Source organism: Acidovorax sp. AC410 (assembly GCF_979253235.1).
The window spans coordinates 4,141,274-4,158,182 of record NZ_CEEDCG010000001.1 but is presented as its reverse complement, the minus strand read 5'-3'; the positions used below and the strand labels follow the sequence as shown (position 1 = coordinate 4,158,182).

The 16,909-nt window shown below is 67.8% G+C and carries 13 protein-coding genes and 1 tRNA gene; 5 read left to right on the top strand and 9 right to left on the bottom strand.

The features are described from left to right. Window positions 1-17: 17 nt before the first annotated feature. The 6 genes from clpX to AC0IZS_RS19255 form a co-directional block, all read right to left on the bottom strand. Entirely contained in the window at window positions 18-1,283 is a 1,266-nt protein-coding gene (gene clpX / locus AC0IZS_RS19280) for an ATP-dependent Clp protease ATP-binding subunit ClpX (protein WP_471637082.1), read from the bottom strand. 204 nt (window positions 1,284-1,487) lie between these two features. Next, window positions 1,488-2,096: an ATP-dependent Clp endopeptidase proteolytic subunit ClpP gene (gene clpP, locus AC0IZS_RS19275; RefSeq protein ID WP_007855689.1), complete on the bottom strand. Its 609-nt coding sequence runs from the start codon at window positions 2,094-2,096 to the stop codon at window positions 1,488-1,490. Window positions 2,097-2,219: 123 nt separating this feature from the next. After that, window positions 2,220-3,533, bottom strand: coding sequence for a trigger factor (gene tig / locus AC0IZS_RS19270; protein ID WP_471637081.1), 1,314 nt, complete (start codon window positions 3,531-3,533; stop codon window positions 2,220-2,222). 73 nt (window positions 3,534-3,606) lie between these two features. After that, a tRNA-Leu gene (locus AC0IZS_RS19265) sits at window positions 3,607-3,692 on the bottom strand. A 164-nt stretch (window positions 3,693-3,856) separates the two neighbouring features. After that, window positions 3,857-7,039, bottom strand: coding sequence for an efflux RND transporter permease subunit (locus AC0IZS_RS19260; protein ID WP_471637080.1), 3,183 nt, complete (start codon window positions 7,037-7,039; stop codon window positions 3,857-3,859). Between the two features lie 9 nt (window positions 7,040-7,048). Next, on the bottom strand, window positions 7,049-8,263 hold the full coding sequence (locus tag AC0IZS_RS19255; RefSeq protein WP_471637079.1) for an efflux RND transporter periplasmic adaptor subunit: 1,215 nt from the start codon (window positions 8,261-8,263) through the stop codon (window positions 7,049-7,051). A 158-nt stretch (window positions 8,264-8,421) separates the two neighbouring features. Here AC0IZS_RS19255 and hpnC point away from each other — a divergent pair, with 158 nt between their 5' ends. Continuing rightward, window positions 8,422-9,324, top strand: coding sequence for a squalene synthase HpnC (hpnC, locus tag AC0IZS_RS19250; protein WP_471637078.1), 903 nt, complete (start codon window positions 8,422-8,424; stop codon window positions 9,322-9,324). 22 nt (window positions 9,325-9,346) lie between these two features. On the opposite strand, the gene AC0IZS_RS19245 is transcribed toward hpnC, so the two are convergent. Beyond that, a complete protein-coding gene (locus AC0IZS_RS19245; protein ID WP_471637077.1) occupies window positions 9,347-10,297 on the bottom strand; it encodes a LysR substrate-binding domain-containing protein in 951 nt (316 codons plus the stop codon). 183 nt (window positions 10,298-10,480) lie between these two features. Here AC0IZS_RS19245 and AC0IZS_RS19240 point away from each other — a divergent pair, with 183 nt between their 5' ends. Continuing rightward, window positions 10,481-11,731 carry an MFS transporter gene (locus AC0IZS_RS19240; protein WP_471637076.1) on the top strand — a complete coding sequence of 417 codons (1,251 nt, stop codon included), beginning with the start codon at window positions 10,481-10,483 and terminating at the stop codon, window positions 11,729-11,731. A gap of 34 nt (window positions 11,732-11,765) precedes the next feature. Beyond that, window positions 11,766-12,233 carry a RidA family protein gene (locus AC0IZS_RS19235; protein ID WP_471637075.1) on the top strand — a complete coding sequence of 156 codons (468 nt, stop codon included), beginning with the start codon at window positions 11,766-11,768 and terminating at the stop codon, window positions 12,231-12,233. A 16-nt stretch (window positions 12,234-12,249) separates the two neighbouring features. On the opposite strand, the gene serB is transcribed toward AC0IZS_RS19235, so the two are convergent. Both serB and AC0IZS_RS19225 read right to left on the bottom strand, forming a co-directional pair. After that, window positions 12,250-12,954 (bottom strand): phosphoserine phosphatase SerB, encoded by a 705-nt coding sequence (serB, locus tag AC0IZS_RS19230; RefSeq protein WP_471637074.1) that lies wholly within the window; start codon window positions 12,952-12,954, stop codon window positions 12,250-12,252. A gap of 35 nt (window positions 12,955-12,989) precedes the next feature. After that, window positions 12,990-13,886, bottom strand: a complete 897-nt coding sequence (locus AC0IZS_RS19225; protein WP_471637073.1) for a LysR substrate-binding domain-containing protein — start codon at window positions 13,884-13,886, stop codon at window positions 12,990-12,992. A 248-nt stretch (window positions 13,887-14,134) separates the two neighbouring features. Here AC0IZS_RS19225 and AC0IZS_RS19220 point away from each other — a divergent pair, with 248 nt between their 5' ends. Together AC0IZS_RS19220 and AC0IZS_RS19215 are read left to right on the top strand one after the other, a co-directional pair. After that, on the top strand, window positions 14,135-15,226 hold the full coding sequence (locus AC0IZS_RS19220; protein ID WP_471637072.1) for an ABC transporter ATP-binding protein: 1,092 nt from the start codon (window positions 14,135-14,137) through the stop codon (window positions 15,224-15,226). A 23-nt stretch (window positions 15,227-15,249) separates the two neighbouring features. After that, the gene (locus AC0IZS_RS19215; RefSeq protein WP_471637071.1) at window positions 15,250-16,896 is read left to right on the top strand and encodes an ABC transporter permease; all 1,647 of its coding nucleotides are present in this window, start codon (window positions 15,250-15,252) and stop codon (window positions 16,894-16,896) included. Window positions 16,897-16,909 lie beyond the last annotated feature (13 nt).

The window sequence follows — 16,909 nt, the reverse complement described above, 5'->3', positions numbered from 1 at the left end:
CTTGCGTTCCCAGGGCCCTAGGCCTTCTTGGCCGCTTCTCGGTATACGAGCAGCGGCGGCTTGCTTTCTTCGATGGTGGACTCGTCCACCACGACTTTCTCGACGTTGCTCTGGTTGGGCAGGTCGAACATGGTACCGATCAGCGACTGCTCCAGGATCGAGCGCAGGCCGCGCGCACCGGTCTTGCGGGCCAGTGCCTTGCGGGCAATGGCCTTGAGCGCGGCAGGACGGATCTCCAGGTCCACACCTTCCATGGCCAGGAGCTTGCTGTACTGCTTGACCAGCGCGTTCTTGGGCTCGGTCAGGATCTGCACCAGCGCATCCTCGCTCAGCTCGGCCAGCGCCGTCACCACGGGCATGCGGCCCACCAGTTCAGGGATGATGCCGAACTTGATCAGGTCCTCGGGCTCGATCTCGGTGAATACCTCGGTCAGCGAACGCTGCTTCTTGCTCTTGACCGATGCGCCAAAGCCGATGCCCGATGCCTCGGTGCGGTTCTCGATGACCTTCTCCAGGCCCGCAAACGCACCGCCACAGATGAACAAAATGTTGGTCGTGTCGATCTGCAAAAAGTCCTGGTTCGGGTGCTTGCGCCCGCCCTGGGGCGGCACGCTGGCCATGGTGCCTTCGATCAGCTTGAGCAGCGCCTGCTGCACGCCCTCGCCCGACACGTCGCGGGTGATGGAGGGGTTGTCCGACTTGCGCGAGATCTTGTCGATCTCGTCGATATAGACAATGCCGCGCTGCGCGCGCTCGACTTCGTAGTTGCAGCTTTGCAGCAGCTTCTGGACGATGTTCTCCACGTCCTCGCCCACATAGCCGGCTTCCGTCAGCGTGGTGGCGTCGGCCATCACGAAGGGCACGTCCAGCATGCGCGCCAGCGTCTGGGCCAGGAGCGTCTTGCCCGAGCCCGTGGGCCCGATCAGCAGGATGTTGCTCTTGGACAGCTCGATGTCGTCCTTGTGCGCCTTGTCCTTGTGGCGCAGGCGCTTGTAGTGGTTGTACACCGCGACGGCCAGCGTGCGCTTGGCCACGTCCTGGCCGATGACGTAGTTGTCCAGGTTGGACTTGATCTCCAGGGGCGTGGGCAGGTCGCTCTTGGCGTCCTTGGCCAGGTCGCCGGAGGGCAGCTCGTCACGGATGATTTCGTTGCACAGGTCAATGCACTCGTCGCAGATAAAGACGGACGGTCCGGCGATCAGCTTCTTCACTTCATGCTGGCTTTTGCCGCAGAAAGAGCAGTAGAGGGTTTTCTCGCTGGAGGAGCCTTTTTTCTCGGCCATGGGGGCAATGCCTTGTTACGGAAAGTTGTCGGGATGATAACCAAATAAAAAGCGGCGCTCTTTCCCGGGGAAACTGCCCTCACGGCGGGGGGTGAATGCACTGCACTGCACCCCGGGCCGCGGGCAGTTTTCATAACTTAACCCCGACGCAACGCCAAGGCAAGCCAGGGAAACGAGCGCCGCCGCGCGATCACACGGTCCCGATCAGGGGCGCTGGGCGATCACCTGGTCCACCAGGCCGTATTCCTTGGCCTCGTCGGCCGTGAGGAAGTAGTCGCGCTCGGTGTCGTTCTTGACCTTTTCCAGCGGCTGGCCCGTGCGCTCGGCCAGGATGCGGTTCATCTGGTCCTTGGTGCGCAGGATGTCCCGGGCATGGATCTCGATGTCGGTCGCCTGGCCGCGTGCGCCGCCCAGCACCTGGTGGATCATGATCTTCGAGTTGGGCAGCGAAAAACGCTTGCCCTTGGCACCGGCCGCCAGCAGAAAGGCGCCCATGCTGGCCGCAAAGCCCACGCACATGGTCGACACATCGGGCTTGATGAACTGCATGGTGTCATAGATGGCCATGCCGGCCGTCACGCTGCCGCCAGGCGAGTTGATGTAGAACGAAATGTCCTTGTCGGGGTTCTCGCTCTCCAAAAAGAGCAGCTGCGCCACCACCAGGTTGGCGGTCTGGTCGTTGACCTCGCCCACCAGGAAGATGATGCGCTCCTTGAGCAGGCGCGAGTAGATGTCGTAGGAGCGCTCACCGCGTCCCGACTGCTCGATAACCATGGGGACCATGCCCAGGGCTTGTGTATCCAGTGAACTCATGTTTTCTCCAGTGCAAGCAGGTACTGTACCCAGAAATGAATTGGGGCTTGTGCATGAAAGCACAAGCCCCTGCGGCAAGCTATCGCCGGCCCATCCGCAAAGGACGGCCTGCGAACACCGGCTTTAGCCTTGCTGGCCCATGAGTTCGTCGAACGACACGGCCTTGTCAACGACCTTGGCCTTGCCCAGCACGAAGTCGGTCACGTTGTTCTCGATGACCACGGCTTCCACTTCGGCCAGGCGTTGGCGATCGCCGAAGTACCAGCGCACCACGTCTTCGGGCTTCTCGTAGCTGGCAGCCAGCTCGTCGATGTGGGCCTTGAGCTGCTCGGGCTTGGCCTGCAGTTCGTTGGCACGCACCAGCTCGGCCACCACCAGGCCCAGGCGCACGCGGCGCTCGGCCTGGGGACGGAACACGTCCTCGGGGATCTCGGCCTTGTCGGCATCCTTGAGGCCGCGCTGCTTGAGGTCGGCACGGGCGCCTTCCAGCAGGCGGCCGATTTCGGCCTGCACGCTCGAATTGGGCAGGTCCAGCTCGGCCTTGGCCACCAGGGCGTCCATCACGGCTTGCTTGTTGCGGGCCAGCAGGCGGAACTTGACTTCGCGCTCCAGGTTCTTCTTGATGTCGGCGCGCAGGCCTTCCACCGAGCCGTCGGCGATGCCCAGCGACTTGGCCAGGGCGTCGTTCACTTCGGGCAGGTTGGCGGCTTCGATCTTCTTGACCGTGACCAGGAAGTCCGCCGTCTTGCCGGCCACGTCCTTGCCGTGGTAATCGGCAGGGAAAGCCAGCGGGAAAGTCTTGCTTTCGCCGGTCTTCATGCCGCGCACGGCTTCTTCGAATTCCTTGAGCATCTGGCCTTCGCCGACCAGGAACTGGAAGTCCTCGGCCTTGCCGCCGTCGAACGGCTCGCCGTCGATCTTGCCTTCGAAGTCCACGGACACGCGGTCACCGTCTTCGGCAGCGGCGCCCTGGGCGCGCTGGGCGAAGGTGCGGCGCTGCTTGCGCAGGATGTCGATGGTCTTGTCGATGGCCGAATCGGTCACGTCGGCCGACAGCTTCTCGACTTCGGCGTCCGACAGGTCACCGATCTTGACTTCGGGGAACACTTCGAAGATGGCGTCGAAGGTCACCTGGCCTTCGGGGGCACCGTCTTTTTCGGTGATGCGGGGCTGGCCGGCCACGCGCAGCTTGGCTTCGTTGGCGGCCACGGCAAAGGCTTCACCGACCTTGTCGTTGAGCACTTCGTACTGCACGGAATAGCCGTAGCGCTGGGCGACCACGTTCATGGGCACCTTGCCGGGACGGAAACCGTCCATCTTCACGGTGCGCGCAAGGCGCTTCAGACGCGTGTCGACTTCGGTCTGGATCACGGTCAGGGGCACGCTCAGCGTGATCTTGCGCTCGAGCTTCTCAAGGGTTTCAACAGTAACGGACATGGCTATTCCTCTAAGACTCTAAGAATGTGATCGTGCTCGCTGCTGCGCAGTGTTCCGCAAGGTCTCACATGGATGGTGCGCGGGGGGGACTCGAACCCCCACACCATTGCTGGCGTCAGGACCTAAACCTGGTGCGTCTACCAATTTCGCCACCCGCGCGGTTCAACAACAAACAAACAGGCGGCAAGCTATGCCCGCCGCCTGTGTGAAATCGGTCAACCTTAGATTTTAACCTGAGAAGCGGGGCTCTCCAATTTCCGCACGCCCCTGGCGTGCAAGGGTTCACCCTGCCCCCGCCCACGGCAGGGGATTGCCCCCGGGGCTCAGGCCGCGGCCAGCCGCTCGTCCTCGGGCCGCTTCACGCGGAACCAGGCCGCGTACATCGCCGGCAGCGCCAGCAAGGTCAGCACCGTGGCCACGATCAGCCCGCCCATGATGGCCACGGCCATCGGGCCCCAGAACACGCTGCGCGACAGCGGGATCATGGCCAGCACGGCAGCAGCCGCCGTGAGCACGATGGGGCGCAGCCGGCGCACGGCGGATTCCACGATGGCATCCCACGCGGGGATGCCCTTGGCACGGTCCTGCTCGATCTGGTCGATCAGGATCACCGAGTTGCGCTGGATCATGCCCATCAGCGCGATCACGCCGAGCAGGGCCACGAAGCCGAAGGGGCGGTTGAGCAGGATCAGCGCACCCGCCACGCCGGCCAGGCCCAGCGGTCCGGTCAGGAACACCAGCATCGCACGGCTGAAGCTGTGCAGTTGCAGCATCAGCAGCGTGAAGGTGACGAACAGCATGATCGGGATGCCGGCCGCGATGGAGGCCGAGCCCTTGGAGCTTTCCTCCACGGCACCGGCCACCTCGATGCGGTAGCCGCCCTGCCCGGCCTCGCGCCACTTGGCCTCGATGGCGCGCAGGCTGGGCAGCAGCTGCGCGGTGACGGTGGCGCCCTGCACGCCTTCGGTCACGTCGCCCTGCACGGTGATGGCGTAGTCGCGGTTCTCGCGCCACATCACGCCCGGCTCCCAGGTGAACACGGGCTTGGCGATCTGCGTGAGCGGGATCGACTTGCCCGAGGCCGTGGGCAGGTAGGCGTTGGCGATGTCGGTGATGGCATTGCGCTCGTCGAGCGGCTGGCGCAGCATGATGTCGATGAGCTTGTCGCCCTCGCGGAACTGGCCGACCTGCGTGCCCGAGAGAATGGTCTTGCTGGCCTGGGCGATGGACTGGCTGGTCACGCCCAGGGCGCGCGCCTTGGCCTGGTCCACTTCCAGGCGCAGCACCTTCACGGACTCGTTCCAGTTGTCGTTCACGCCGCGCATCTGGGGGTTCTCGCGCAGGGCGGCCTTGACCTCGTCGGCGCGGGCGCGCAGCACCAGCGGATCCAGCCCGACCACGCGGAACTGCACCGGGTAGGGCACAGGCGGCCCGTTGGGCAGCAGCTTCACGCGGCCGCGCACTTCGGGGAACTCCTGGGCCAGCAGCGCGGGCAGCTTGATGCGCAGGCTTTCGCGCAGCTTCAGGTCCTGCGGCACCACGATGAACTGCGACACGTTGCTCTGCGGGAACACCTGGTCCAGCGGCAGGTAGAAACGCGGCACACCCGAGCCCACCCAGGTGCTCACGGTGTTCACGCCCGGCTCAGCCAGCAGGCGCGCTTCCACGCGCTTGGTGACCTCTTCATTGCCCGCGAAGGACGTGCCTTCGGGGAACCACACGTCGACGATGATCTCGGGGCGGCTCGAATCGGGGAAGAACTGCTGCTGCACCTGGCCCATGCCGAAGATGCCCAGGGCAAACGTCCCCACCGTGAGGCCGATGGTGATCCAGCGGTGGCGCACGCACCAGGTCACCAGGCGGCGAAAGAAGTTGTAGAACGGGCTGTCGAACACCTCGTGCCCGCCCGCCTCCACGCCATGGTGCTCCTGTGCATGGGCCACGTGGGCCGGCACCTTGAGCAGCAGGGTGCCCAGGTAGGGCACGAAGTAGACCGAGACAATCCAGCTCAAGACCAGCGCGAGCACCGTCACCGCGAAGATCGCGAAGGTGTACTCGCCGGTGGTCGACTTGGCGATGCCGATGGGCAGAAAGCCCACCGCCGTGATCAGCGTGCCCGTGAGCATGGGCATGGCCGTGAGCTCGTAGGCGAAGGTGGCGGCGCGCACCTTGTCGTAGCCCTCTTCGAGCTTGAGCACCATCATCTCCACGGCGATGATGGCGTCGTCCACCAAAAGGCCCAGGGCGATGATCAGCGAGCCCAGCGAGATCTTGTGCAGCCCGATGTTCCAGTACCACATGCCCAGGAAGGTCACGGCCAGCACCATGGGGATGGTGATGCCCACCACCAGGCCCGGGCGCGGGTCGATGTACCAGCGCTTCCACAGCGGGTTCTTGCCGGGGCGCTTGTGAAAGCCCAGGGCGACGAAGCTCACGGCCAGCACGATGACCACGGCCTCGATCAGCACCTTCACGAATTCGTTGACCGAGGTGGCCACGGCCTTGGGCTGGTCCTGCACGTTCACCAGCTTCACGCCGGCGGGCAGCGCGGAGCCGATGCGGTCGGTGGCCACATGCAGCGCCTTGCCCAGGGCGATGATGTCGCCGCCCTTGGTCATGGAGACACCCAGGGCAATCACTTCCCTGCCCTGATGGCGCACCTTCACCGCGGTGGGGTCCACGTAGCCGCGCTTGATCTCGGCAATATCCCCCAGGCGAAGCTGCGCACCGGAGGGGCCGCGGATCGGCATGGCCGCGAGGTCCTCGATGGCATTGAACTGGCCGGCCACGCGCACCTGCACCTGGTCCAGCGGGGTCTGCACGGCGCCCGCGCCTTCCACGGCGTTCTGCTGGCCCAGTTGGGCCAGCACCTGGTTCATGTCCAGGCCCAGCTGCGACAGGCGCTTTTGCGAAATTTCGATGAAGAGCTTTTCGTCCTGCACACCAAACAGCTCGACCTTGGCCACGTCGGGCACGCGCAGCAGCTGCTGGCGTGCGTCGTCGGCAAAGTTCTTGAGCTCGGCGTAGCTGAAGCCCTCGGATTCAAGCGCGTAGATCACGCCATACACGTCGCCGAAGTCGTCGTTGAAGAACGGCCCCTGGATGCCCGTCGGCAGCGTGTAGCGCATGTCGCCGATCTTCTTGCGCACGGTGTACCAGACGTTGGCCACCTCGCTGGCCTTGGACGAGTCCTTGATCTGGAAGATGATCTGCGACTCGCCGGGCTTGGAATAGCTGCGGATCTTGTCGGCGTAGGGCACCTCCTGCAGCGTGCGCTCAAGCTTGTCGGTGACCTGCTCGGCCACCTGCTGCGCCGTGGCGCCGGGCCAGTAGGTGCGCACCACCATGGCGCGGAAGGTGAACGGCGGGTCTTCGTCCTGCCCCAGCTGGAAGTAGGCGGCAAAGCCCAGCAGCATCAGCACCACCATCAGGTAGCGCGTGAGCGCCGGGTGGTCGAGCGCCCATTTGGAGAGGTTGAACCCCTCTTTTGGTTGGATCTGGCTCATGGCGGGCCCTTACTTGGAAGCAGGGGCCGCAGCCACAGGCGTCGCCGCTGGCGCGGGGGCCGCAGCCGGCAGCGCCACATTGCCGGCCGCCGTCTGCGCCTTGGCGGCAGGGGCGCCGTTCGACTTGGGCTGGTAGACCATGACCTTCTGCCCCGGCGAGAGCACGTGTACGCCCGTGGCCACCACCTGCATGCCGGGGGTCAGGCCTGCGGCCACCACGGCATCGTTGCCGTCGGCCGTGGCGATCTGCACCACCTGGGATTTGACGGTGCTGGTGGCCGCGTCATACACCCACACGGCCGTGGACTGGCCCTCCTGGCGCAGCGCGCTGGTGGGCAGCTTGATGGCCACCACGCCCGCATGGCCCAGCGCCTTGGGCTGGGCGTACACCGTGGCGCCCAGGGCCGGCGCGTCCTTGCCCTCGATGGCCACCTTGACCTGGAAGGTGCGGGTGGCCGCATCGGCACTGGCCGCCACCTCGCGCACCTTGCCTGCCAGCTCGGCGCCGCCCGACCAGCCGCGCACGGCCACGTCGGAGCCCACGGCGATCTGGGCGACCTTGTCCTCGGGCACGGCAAACACCACGTCGCGCGGGCCGTCCTGCGCAATCCGCACCACCGGTGTGCCGGCCGCGACGACCTGGCCCGGCTCGGCCTCGATGCCCGTGACCACGCCCGACACGTCGGCCACCAGGCGCGTGTAGGTGGCCTGGTTGCCTTGCGAGGAGAGCTGTGCGCGCGCCTGGTCCAGCGTGGCCTGCGCGGCCTTCAAGGTCGCGTCGCGGCGCTCCAGCTCGGCGCCGCTGATGAAGTTCTGGTCCTTGAGCGTCTGGTAGCGCTTGTAGTCGGCAGCCGCCAGGTCGCGCTGCGTGGTGGCCGAGGCCAGTTGCGCACGCGCCGAATCGGCCGCCAGCTGGTAGTCGCGCGGGTCGAGCTGGGCGAGCACGTCGCCGGCCTTCACGCGCTGGCCGAGTTCGGCCTGGCGCTGCACGATCTTGCCCGCCACGCGAAAGCCCAGGCGCGATTCCACGCGGGCACGCACCTCACCGGCGTATTCCACCTGCGACTGCAGGGCACCCACGCCCACCGTCATCAGCTTGACGGAGCGCACCGGCTCCTCGGGCGGGGCCGGCCGCGAGCAGGCGGCCAGCACCAGGGCCGAGGCCGCCAGCAACAAAAACCTGGAGGGCCGGTGAATGGGCCGCAAGGCGGAGGGTGTGCGCATGGAAAATCCGGTGAATGAAAAGGGCAACACGAAGGCCTGCCAGTGCTTCCCGCACGACCACCAGGCCGACCAGGGTTAACACTGACAAAACAAGTTACTGACTGACTGGTTAGTAATCTATGAGAACGCCTGCGCCTTGTCAAGCGACAATCCATGCCGTGAATCCATCTCCCAATCCCCAGCCCGCCGCAGCCCCTGGTGCCGCTCCCTCGGCCGCCCCGGCCGTGGCCCCGCCGGTCACGCACTACGAGAATTTCCCGGTCGCCTCGCTGCTGTGCCCGCCGCACCTGCGCCCGGTGATCGCCGCGATCTACGCCTTCGCGCGCACGGCCGACGACATCGCCGACGAGGGCGATGCCCCGCCCGCCGAGCGCCTGGCCGATCTGGCCGCGTTCAACGCAGACCTCTCGGCCATCGCCGAAGGCCGCGCGCCTTCGCCCCGCTGGGCCGATGTGTTCGCGCCGCTGCAGGCCGTGCTGGTCAGCCACCACTTGCCCGTACCCCTGCTGGCCGACCTGCTCAGTGCCTTTGCCCAGGATGTGGAAAGGACCCGCGACGCCGACGGCTACGCCGACCGCACCGAGCTGCTCGACTACTGCCGCCGCTCGGCCAACCCGGTGGGCCGGCTGCTGCTGCACCTGTATGGCGTGGACGGGAACGAGGCCCTGTCGCAGAGCGACGACATCTGCACCGCGCTGCAGCTGGCCAACTTCTGGCAGGACCTGAGCGTGGACATCCCCCGCGGACGCCACTACCTGCCGCGCGAGGACTGCGCCACCCACGGCGCCTGCCAGGCCGAGCTGCTGGAGCTGCGCAGCACGCCCGAGAACGCCCGCCTGATCCTGGACTGCGCCGCCTGGGCCCGCGCCAGCATGCTGCGCGGCGCGCCACTGGTGCACCGCCTGCCCGGCCGCGCCGGCTGGGAGCTGCGCCTGGTGGTGCAGGGCGGCCTGCGCATCCTGGACAAGGTGCAGGCCCTCAAGGGGGCCAGCCTGCACACGCGCCCCAAGCTCAATCCCTGGGACTGGTGCGTGATGCTGGGGCGGGCGCTGGTGATGTAAGCGGTCAATGCCCGGCGGGCGGTCAAGCCACCGCCAGCCAGTCGCAGAACGCCACCGACGCCGCATCCTGTGCGGCCCGCGGTGAGAGCATCCAGTAGTACTTCTTGTCACCCGAGAGCAGTTCGGGGAAGGGCATGGCCAGCAGCCCGCCGGCCAGCGCCTCGCCCAGGAAACGCGGGTTGCCCAGCGCCACGCCCAGGCCCTGGATGGCGGCCTGCACGCTCAGGTGGGCATGGTCGAACACCAGGTCCCCCGCAGGCCGGATGCCCGGCACCAGCGCCTCCTCCAGCCACTGGCGCCACACCAGCGGGGTGGAGCGGCTGTGCAGCAGCGTGTGCCGTGCCAGGTCCTGCGGCGCCCGGATGGCCTTGTCGCCCACCAGCAGCGCGGGGCTGCACACGGGGGTGAGCACATCGGGAAGAAACGCCCCCGCGCCGATGCCGCGCCAGGGCGTGCGCTGCTGCAGCGCCGCCAGCTCGCCATCGGCAAAGCAGCGGATGGAGACGTCGTAGTCCGCCGGCTCGAAGTCGAGGTGGCCCACCGTCGTGACGAGCTGCACGTCCAGCCCCGGCATCTGCGCGCAAAAGGCCGCCAGGCGCGGGATCAGCCACTGCGTGGCGAAGGTGGAGGTGGCATTCACCGCCAGCGTGTTGCGCCGCGTAGGCCGCTCGATGCCGGCGGTGGAGCGGGCCATCAGGTCCAGCGCGCTGGTCAGCCCCGGCAGGTAGGCCGCCCCCGGCGGCGTGAGCGCCAGGCCCCGCCCCTCGCGCTGCACCAGGGCCACGCCCAGCCATTCCTCCAGCGCCTTGATCTGGTGGCTGACGGCGCTTTGCGTCACCGACAGCTCGTGCGCAGCCTGCGTCACGCTGAGCAGCCGCCCCGCCGCCTCGAAGGCGCGCAGCATGTTCAGCGGCGGCAGGCGGCGCGCCGCGCCCGGGACGGCGGGACCATTTTTGGCATGAGCTGACTTCATGGATATGCAAATTATTGTCGATAGTCGTCCCCAGCGCCACTGCGTAGCATCGGCCCCATGCAAGGACACAACTGGTTAGATTTGCTCATCATGTGCCGGGCCGGCGACATGCCTGCACGGTGCCCCACACGGCAGGGCCGGGAGCAAAGACCTCCCGCCCGCCGAGGGCATGCCCACCCCGCCATGACGGTGACATCCCGCAGCGCCACACTGGCCCTCCCGCCGAACACCATGACCACCTCCAGCACCACCGCCCCGGCTTCTGCCGCCGCCCCGGCGCGGTCCGGGGCATCCGCCACGGCCGCCAGCCAGGCGGCGGCGCACGCCACGCGCGTGGCCTTCTTCATCAGCGGCTTTGCCATGGCGGCCTGGGCGCCGCTGGTGCCCTTCACCAAGGCACGGCTGTCCCTCCACGAAGCCACGCTGGGATTGCTGCTGCTGTGCATGGGCGCCGGCTCCATCGTCTCGATGCCGCTGGCCGGAGCGCTCAGCGCGCGCTGGGGCTGCCGGCGCGTACTGGTGGCCTCGGCCCTGCTGGTATGCCTGGCCTTGCCGCTGCTGGCCCTGGCGCCTTCGGTGCCGTGGCTGGGCGTGGCGCTGTTCCTGTTCGGCGCAGGCATCGGCGGGCTGGGCTGCGCGGGCAATATCCAGGCCATTCTGGTCGAGCGGGCCAGCGGCCGGCCCATGATGTCGGGCTTTCACGGGCTGTTCAGCCTGGGCGGCGTGGCGGGGGCCGGCGGCATGATCGTGCTGCTCGGGGTGCTGGGTGCATCGCTGTGGCAGGCCACCGGTGCCGTGGCGGCGGTGGTGCTGGTGCTGCTGGCCGCAGCGGGGCCGCACTTCCTGGCCCGGGGCACGGCACAGCAAAGCGGCCCGGCCTTCGCCCGACCCACAGGGGTGGTGCTGTTCATCGGCACGCTGTGCTTCATCCTCTTTCTGGCCGAAGGCGCCATGCTGGACTGGAGCGCCGTGTTTCTCACCCAGGTGCAGGGTCTGCCCGCCGAGCGTGCAGGCCTGGGCTACGCCGCCTTTGCCATGGCCATGACCGTGGGCCGCCTCACCGGCGACCGCTGGGTGCGCCACATCGGCCCGCAGCGCGCGGTGCTGGCGGGCGCCCTGCTGGCCGCCGCCGGCCTGGCGTTGGCCACGCTGGCCCCCACCTGGCCGCTGGCCCTGCCCGGCTTTGCGCTGGTGGGCCTGGGCTGCTCGAACATCGTGCCCGTGCTGTTCTCGCTCGCAGGCAGGCAGCACGCCATGCCGGAGAGCCTGGCGGTGCCCGCCATCGCCACCATGGGCTATGCCGGCGTGCTCATGGGGCCGGCGCTGATCGGCTTCGTGGCGCACGGCACCAGCCTGGTGGCGGCCATGCTGCTGCTGGTGGCCTTGCTGGTGGGCGTGGCCGCGAGCGCCAGGCGCCTGGGCAGCCTCGATTGACGGAACAACGCCGCACCGCAGGAGTCACACGAGCATGGCCACCGATTGCAGCACCGCCCCGCCCGCCGCCGGCCCGGCTGCGGCCGCACCGCGCGTGGCGGCCCGGCTGCGCGTGGGCGTGCGCCACGCAGCCACCTCGCTGTGCCTGCGCATCGCCTGCCTGAACACCGCCGCCACGACCCCGGCCACCCAGGACCTGGAATACGGCATGGCCCAGGTGCTGGCGGCCGCCGACCGCCTGCTGCGCGAGGCCGGTAGCCACAGGCACCGCATCCTCTCGTGCGAGCTGTTCGTGCGCGAACCCAGCCACACGGCGGATGCCAGGCGCATGCTGTGCGGCTGGATGGCCGGCGGCCTGGCCCGCCAGCAGGTGGCACCACCGGCGGTGCATGCCCACCCACTGGTGCGGCCCTTGCCCGGCACAGCAGGCCAGGTGGCCGCCCCCCTGGTGGAAATTGCGCTGGTGGTGGCACACAGGGCAGGCGCAGGCAGCGCCCTGTAGCAGCACACGCCGGCAGTCAGCGCAGCACTTCAAGCAGGCGGTCCAGCCCACCTTCGTTGATCGCCACGTGGGCCTGCGCGCGCACCACGGGCTTGGCCCGGTAGGCCACGGCCAGCCCGGCCGCGCCCATCATCGGCAGGTCGTTGGCGCCGTCGCCCATGGCGATGGCCTGCGCGGGCGCTATGCCCATCTGCGCGCACACCGCGAGCAGCTTGCGCTTCTTCTCCTCGCCATCGACGATGTCGCCCCAGGGCTGGGGCAGCAGGCGGCCCGTGACCCGGCCATCGGCCACCTCCAGCACATTGGCGCGCACGTCATCGAGCCCCAGGCGCGCCTGCAGGCGGTCGGTAAAGCAGGTGAAGCCGCCGGTCACCAGAATGCAGCGCAGCCCTGCCGCCTTGCAGGCACCGATCAGCTCCTGCACGCCGGGGTTCAGGCGCAGCCGGTTCTCGTAGACCTCGGCCAGCGCTGCTTCGGGCAGGCCGGCGAGCAGGGCCACGCGCTGGCGCAGGCTCTGCTTGTAGTCGGCGATCTCGCCGCGCATCGCGGCCTCGGTGATGGCCTCCACCGCCGCGCGGCAGCCGGCCATGTCGGCCAGCTCGTCCACCGTCTCGATGCTGATCAGCGTGGAGTCCATATCGAACGCGATCAGGCGGTAGTCGGACAGGCGCTGGGGCAGCGCGATGCCGCGCACCTCCAGGCCGGGTGCCAATTCAGCCATGGGTCAGGCCTTCAGGAAAAGCAGGAACGAAAAAATCAGACACCCGCATGCCCCTGCAGGCCCAGCCAGTCGATGAACTGGCGTGCCAGCCCGGCCAGCGGGTTGTCCGTGCGGTACTGCGCATACACACCCGGCCCCTGCAGGCGCGGGCGGGCGAACAGCGGGCGCAGGCGGTCCGCATGCACGTCCTCCTGCAGCAGGCACCAGGGCACGAGGGCAATGCCCAGGTCGTTCATGGCGGCCTGCATGCATAGGAACTGGTGGTCGAACACCGGGCCCGGCAGTTGCGCCGGCACCTGCAGCCCGGCCAGGCCAAACCACTGCGGCCAGGCGTCCATGCCGCCGCTGACCTGCAGCAGCGGGTGGCCCAGGCAGTCGGCCACGGTGTGTACGCGGTTGGTCTGGATGAAGCGCGGCGAGGCCACGGGCAGCAGGTAGTCGTCGAGCACGCGCACGCAGGTGTGCTCGGGCCGCTGCATGGGCATGCGCTGTATCACCACGTCGTTGCTGGCATCGGCGCGCTCGATGAACTGGCGGCCCATGGTGGACAGCTGCACGTCCACCCCCGGCACCAGCGCCTGGAAGCCGCCGAGCCGCGGTATCAGCCACTTCATGGCCAGCGAGGGCGAGGTACACACGCGCAGCGTGCGGCGCCCGCCCGGCGACTTGACGGCCCCGGTGGCCGCCGCGATGCGGTCCAGGCTGGCCTGCACCTCGGTGAAATACTCGCGCGCATGGGGCAGCAGCACCACGCCCCGCGCCTCGCGGGTGAACAGCGGCTGGCCCAGGTAGTCCTCGAGGATGCGTATCTGCTGGCTGACCGCGCTGTGGGTGATGCTCAGCTCCTCCGCCGCCGCCGTGAAGTTGGCATGGCGCGCCGCTGCCTCGAAGGCACGCAAGGCCTTGAGTGGCGGGAGCACGCGCGTCGCCATGCAGGTGCCCTCAGCCCCGAGCGGGCACGCCACGGTGCATGCACGGAACCATCTGACAAACGACAACGGAGGGCATGGGTAACGGGGCGGCTTTCAAAGCGTGAGGACGGCAAACAGCTTCTTACATCTTAGGGGAGGTCCCCATTAGAAAAACTAACCGCATACCCCATAAAAAAGCGCTGGTCGCGGTGCCGCCCCGCTCCCTATCATGGCCCACCACCGGTCACCGCACCCCACCCCCACACGCCATGGCATCCATCACCATTGACGGCATCGTCAAGCAGTTCAGCGGCCAGACCGTGCTGCAAAACCTCTCGCTGCACATCCCCGACGGCGCGTTCTACACCCTGCTGGGCCCCAGCGGCTGCGGCAAGACCACGCTGCTGCGCTGCATCGCGGGCTTCTACGAGCCCGATGGCGGGCGCCTGCTGTTCGACAAGGACGACGTCACCCGCGTGTCCACCCACCACCGCGACATCGGCATGGTGTTCCAGGACTACGCGCTGTTCCCCGACAAGTCGGCCTTCGACAACGTGGCCTACGGCCTGCGTGCCCGCAAGGTGGCCAAGGCCGAGATCACCCGCCGCGTGGGCGAGGCGCTGGAGAAGGTGGGCCTGTCGGCCCTGGCCGACCGCTACCCCGCGCAGATGAGCGGCGGCCAGCGCCAGCGCGTGGCCCTGGCGCGCGCCCTGGTGATACGCCCGCGCGTGCTGCTGATGGACGAGCCCCTGTCCAACCTCGACGCCAAGATGCGCCTGCAGATGCGCGACGTGATCCTGGACCTGGTGCGCGAGGCGGGCATCACCACCGTCTTCGTCACCCACGACCAGGAGGAGGCGCTCGCCATGTCCGACCGCATCGCCATCATGGACCGCGGCTCCATCGCGCAGCTGGGCACGCCAGAGGACCTGTACGGCACGCCGGTGAACGCCTACGTGGCCGACTTCATCGGCTCGGCCAATGTGATCCCCGTGGCGGCCCGGCGCATGGACGATGGTGCCGCCGCCACCGCCAGCACCGCGCCCCACGTGCGCTACCAGTTGGCCGGCCAGGAGCTCGACGGCGTGCAGGGCAGCCCGCAACTGGGCCACGAGAGCGTGCTCATCGCCCGGCCCGAAGACCTGTCGCTCATGGCCCCGGCCCCGCATGTGCCCAATGCCCTGCACGGCCAGGTGCTGCGCCGCCAGTACCTGGGCTTCAAGACGGCCTACCGCATCGCGCTGCAGGACGGCCCCGAGATCCGCGTCGAGCTGCACGCGGGCAACACCGTGGCCGACTTCCAGGCGGGCGATGCCGTGCAGGTGCTGGTGCCCGCCGACAGCCGCGTCGTGAGCGCATGAGCGCCCCCCCCCGAAAGCAAGCCATGAAAATCAACTGGTGGCCCTGGGGCGTGCTGACGCTGGTCAGCCTGGTCCTGCTCTCCTTCTTCGTGCTGTACCCGCTGGCCGTGCTGTTCGGCAACAGCGTGGTGGACGATGGCGGCGGCTATTCGCTGGCCGCCTTCGTTGCGCTGGCAAAGGACAGCCAGTACCTGCTGGCCTTCAAGAACACACTGGTGTTGGGCTTTTCCGTCACCGCCTGCACCGTGCTGGTGGGCGTGCCCTTTGCGTACATGGTGGCGCGCTACGAGTTCCCGCTCAAGAACCTGGTGGCCGTGCTGCCCATCCTGACCATCGTGATCCCCGAGATCATCGTCGGCCAGTCGTGGCTGCTGATCCTGGGCAACAACGGGCTGCTGACCAACTTCTTCGCCGACATGGGGGTGGAGCTGCCCTCCTTCTACGGCTGGACGGGCATGGTCTTCTCGATGACGCTGGTGTACTACACCTACATCTACCTGGGTGTGCTGGCCGCCCTCCGCGGCTTCGACGGGCAGCTCGAAGAAGCCGGCCTGAGCCTGGGCACCTCGCCCTTCGTCACCAAGATGCGCGTGCTGGTGCCGGTGATGCTGCCGGCCGTGCTGGTCAACGCGCTGGTGGTGTTCACGCTGGTGGTGGGCAACTTCGCGCTGTCCATGCTGCTGGGCAGCCGCGTGCCGCTGCTGTCGGTGATGACGTACAACACCTTCGTCAGCGAGATGGGCGGCAGCCCGGCGCTGCAAAGCGCCATGTCGGTGGTGTCCATCGCCATCGTGGCCATCGTGCTGTTCTTCCAGAAGCGCGTGGTCGAGCGCAAGATCTACACCATGACCCAGGGCCGCGCACCCGCGCCGGTGCGCGTGCGCTCGGGCGCGGCGCTGCTGTTCACCGTCACCGTGGGGCTGGTCATTCTGGCGTCCATGCTGCCGCTGGTGATCGTGTTCGTGGGCGCCTTCACCGAGACCAGCGGCCCGGTCATGCGCTGGGGCAGCTGGTCGCTGGGCAGCCTGCAGCGCGCGCTGCAGGGCGCGCCCGAGCCCATCATCAACTCCATCAAGTTCTCGTCCATCGCCACGCTGGCGGGGGTGGCCTTCGCGCTGCTGGTGAGCTATCTCACCATCAAGAAGCGCAACGCGTTCACCCAGGCGCTCGACTACATCGTGGTGCTGCCGCTCACCATCTCGGGCACGGTGCTGGGCATTGCGCTGGTGCAGACCTTCAACACCGGCTGGCTGATCCTGGCGGGCAGCTCGGGCATCATGGTGCTGGCCTACACGGTGCGCCGGCTGCCGTTCGCGGTGCGCAATGCATCGTCCACGCTGTTCAACATCCCGGACTCGATCGAAGAGGCCTCGATCAGCCTGGGCGTGTCGCCGCTCATGACCTTCTTCAAGGTCATCCTGCCGGCCATGAAGGCATCGCTGATCTCTGCCGCCATCCTCATGTGGGTGACCACCATCTCCGAGCTGTCGGCCTCGGTGGTGGTCTACACCGGTGGCCTGGAGACCATGCCCATCACCATCTTCCGCCAGGTTGACGGCGGCCGGCTGGGCCTGGCATCGGCCTATGGCGCAGCACTGGTCAGCGTGATCCTGCTGCCCATCGTGGTGGCCATCAAGGTCTTCCGCATCAATCTGTTCTCGAGCAAGTAATCCCCACCCACCA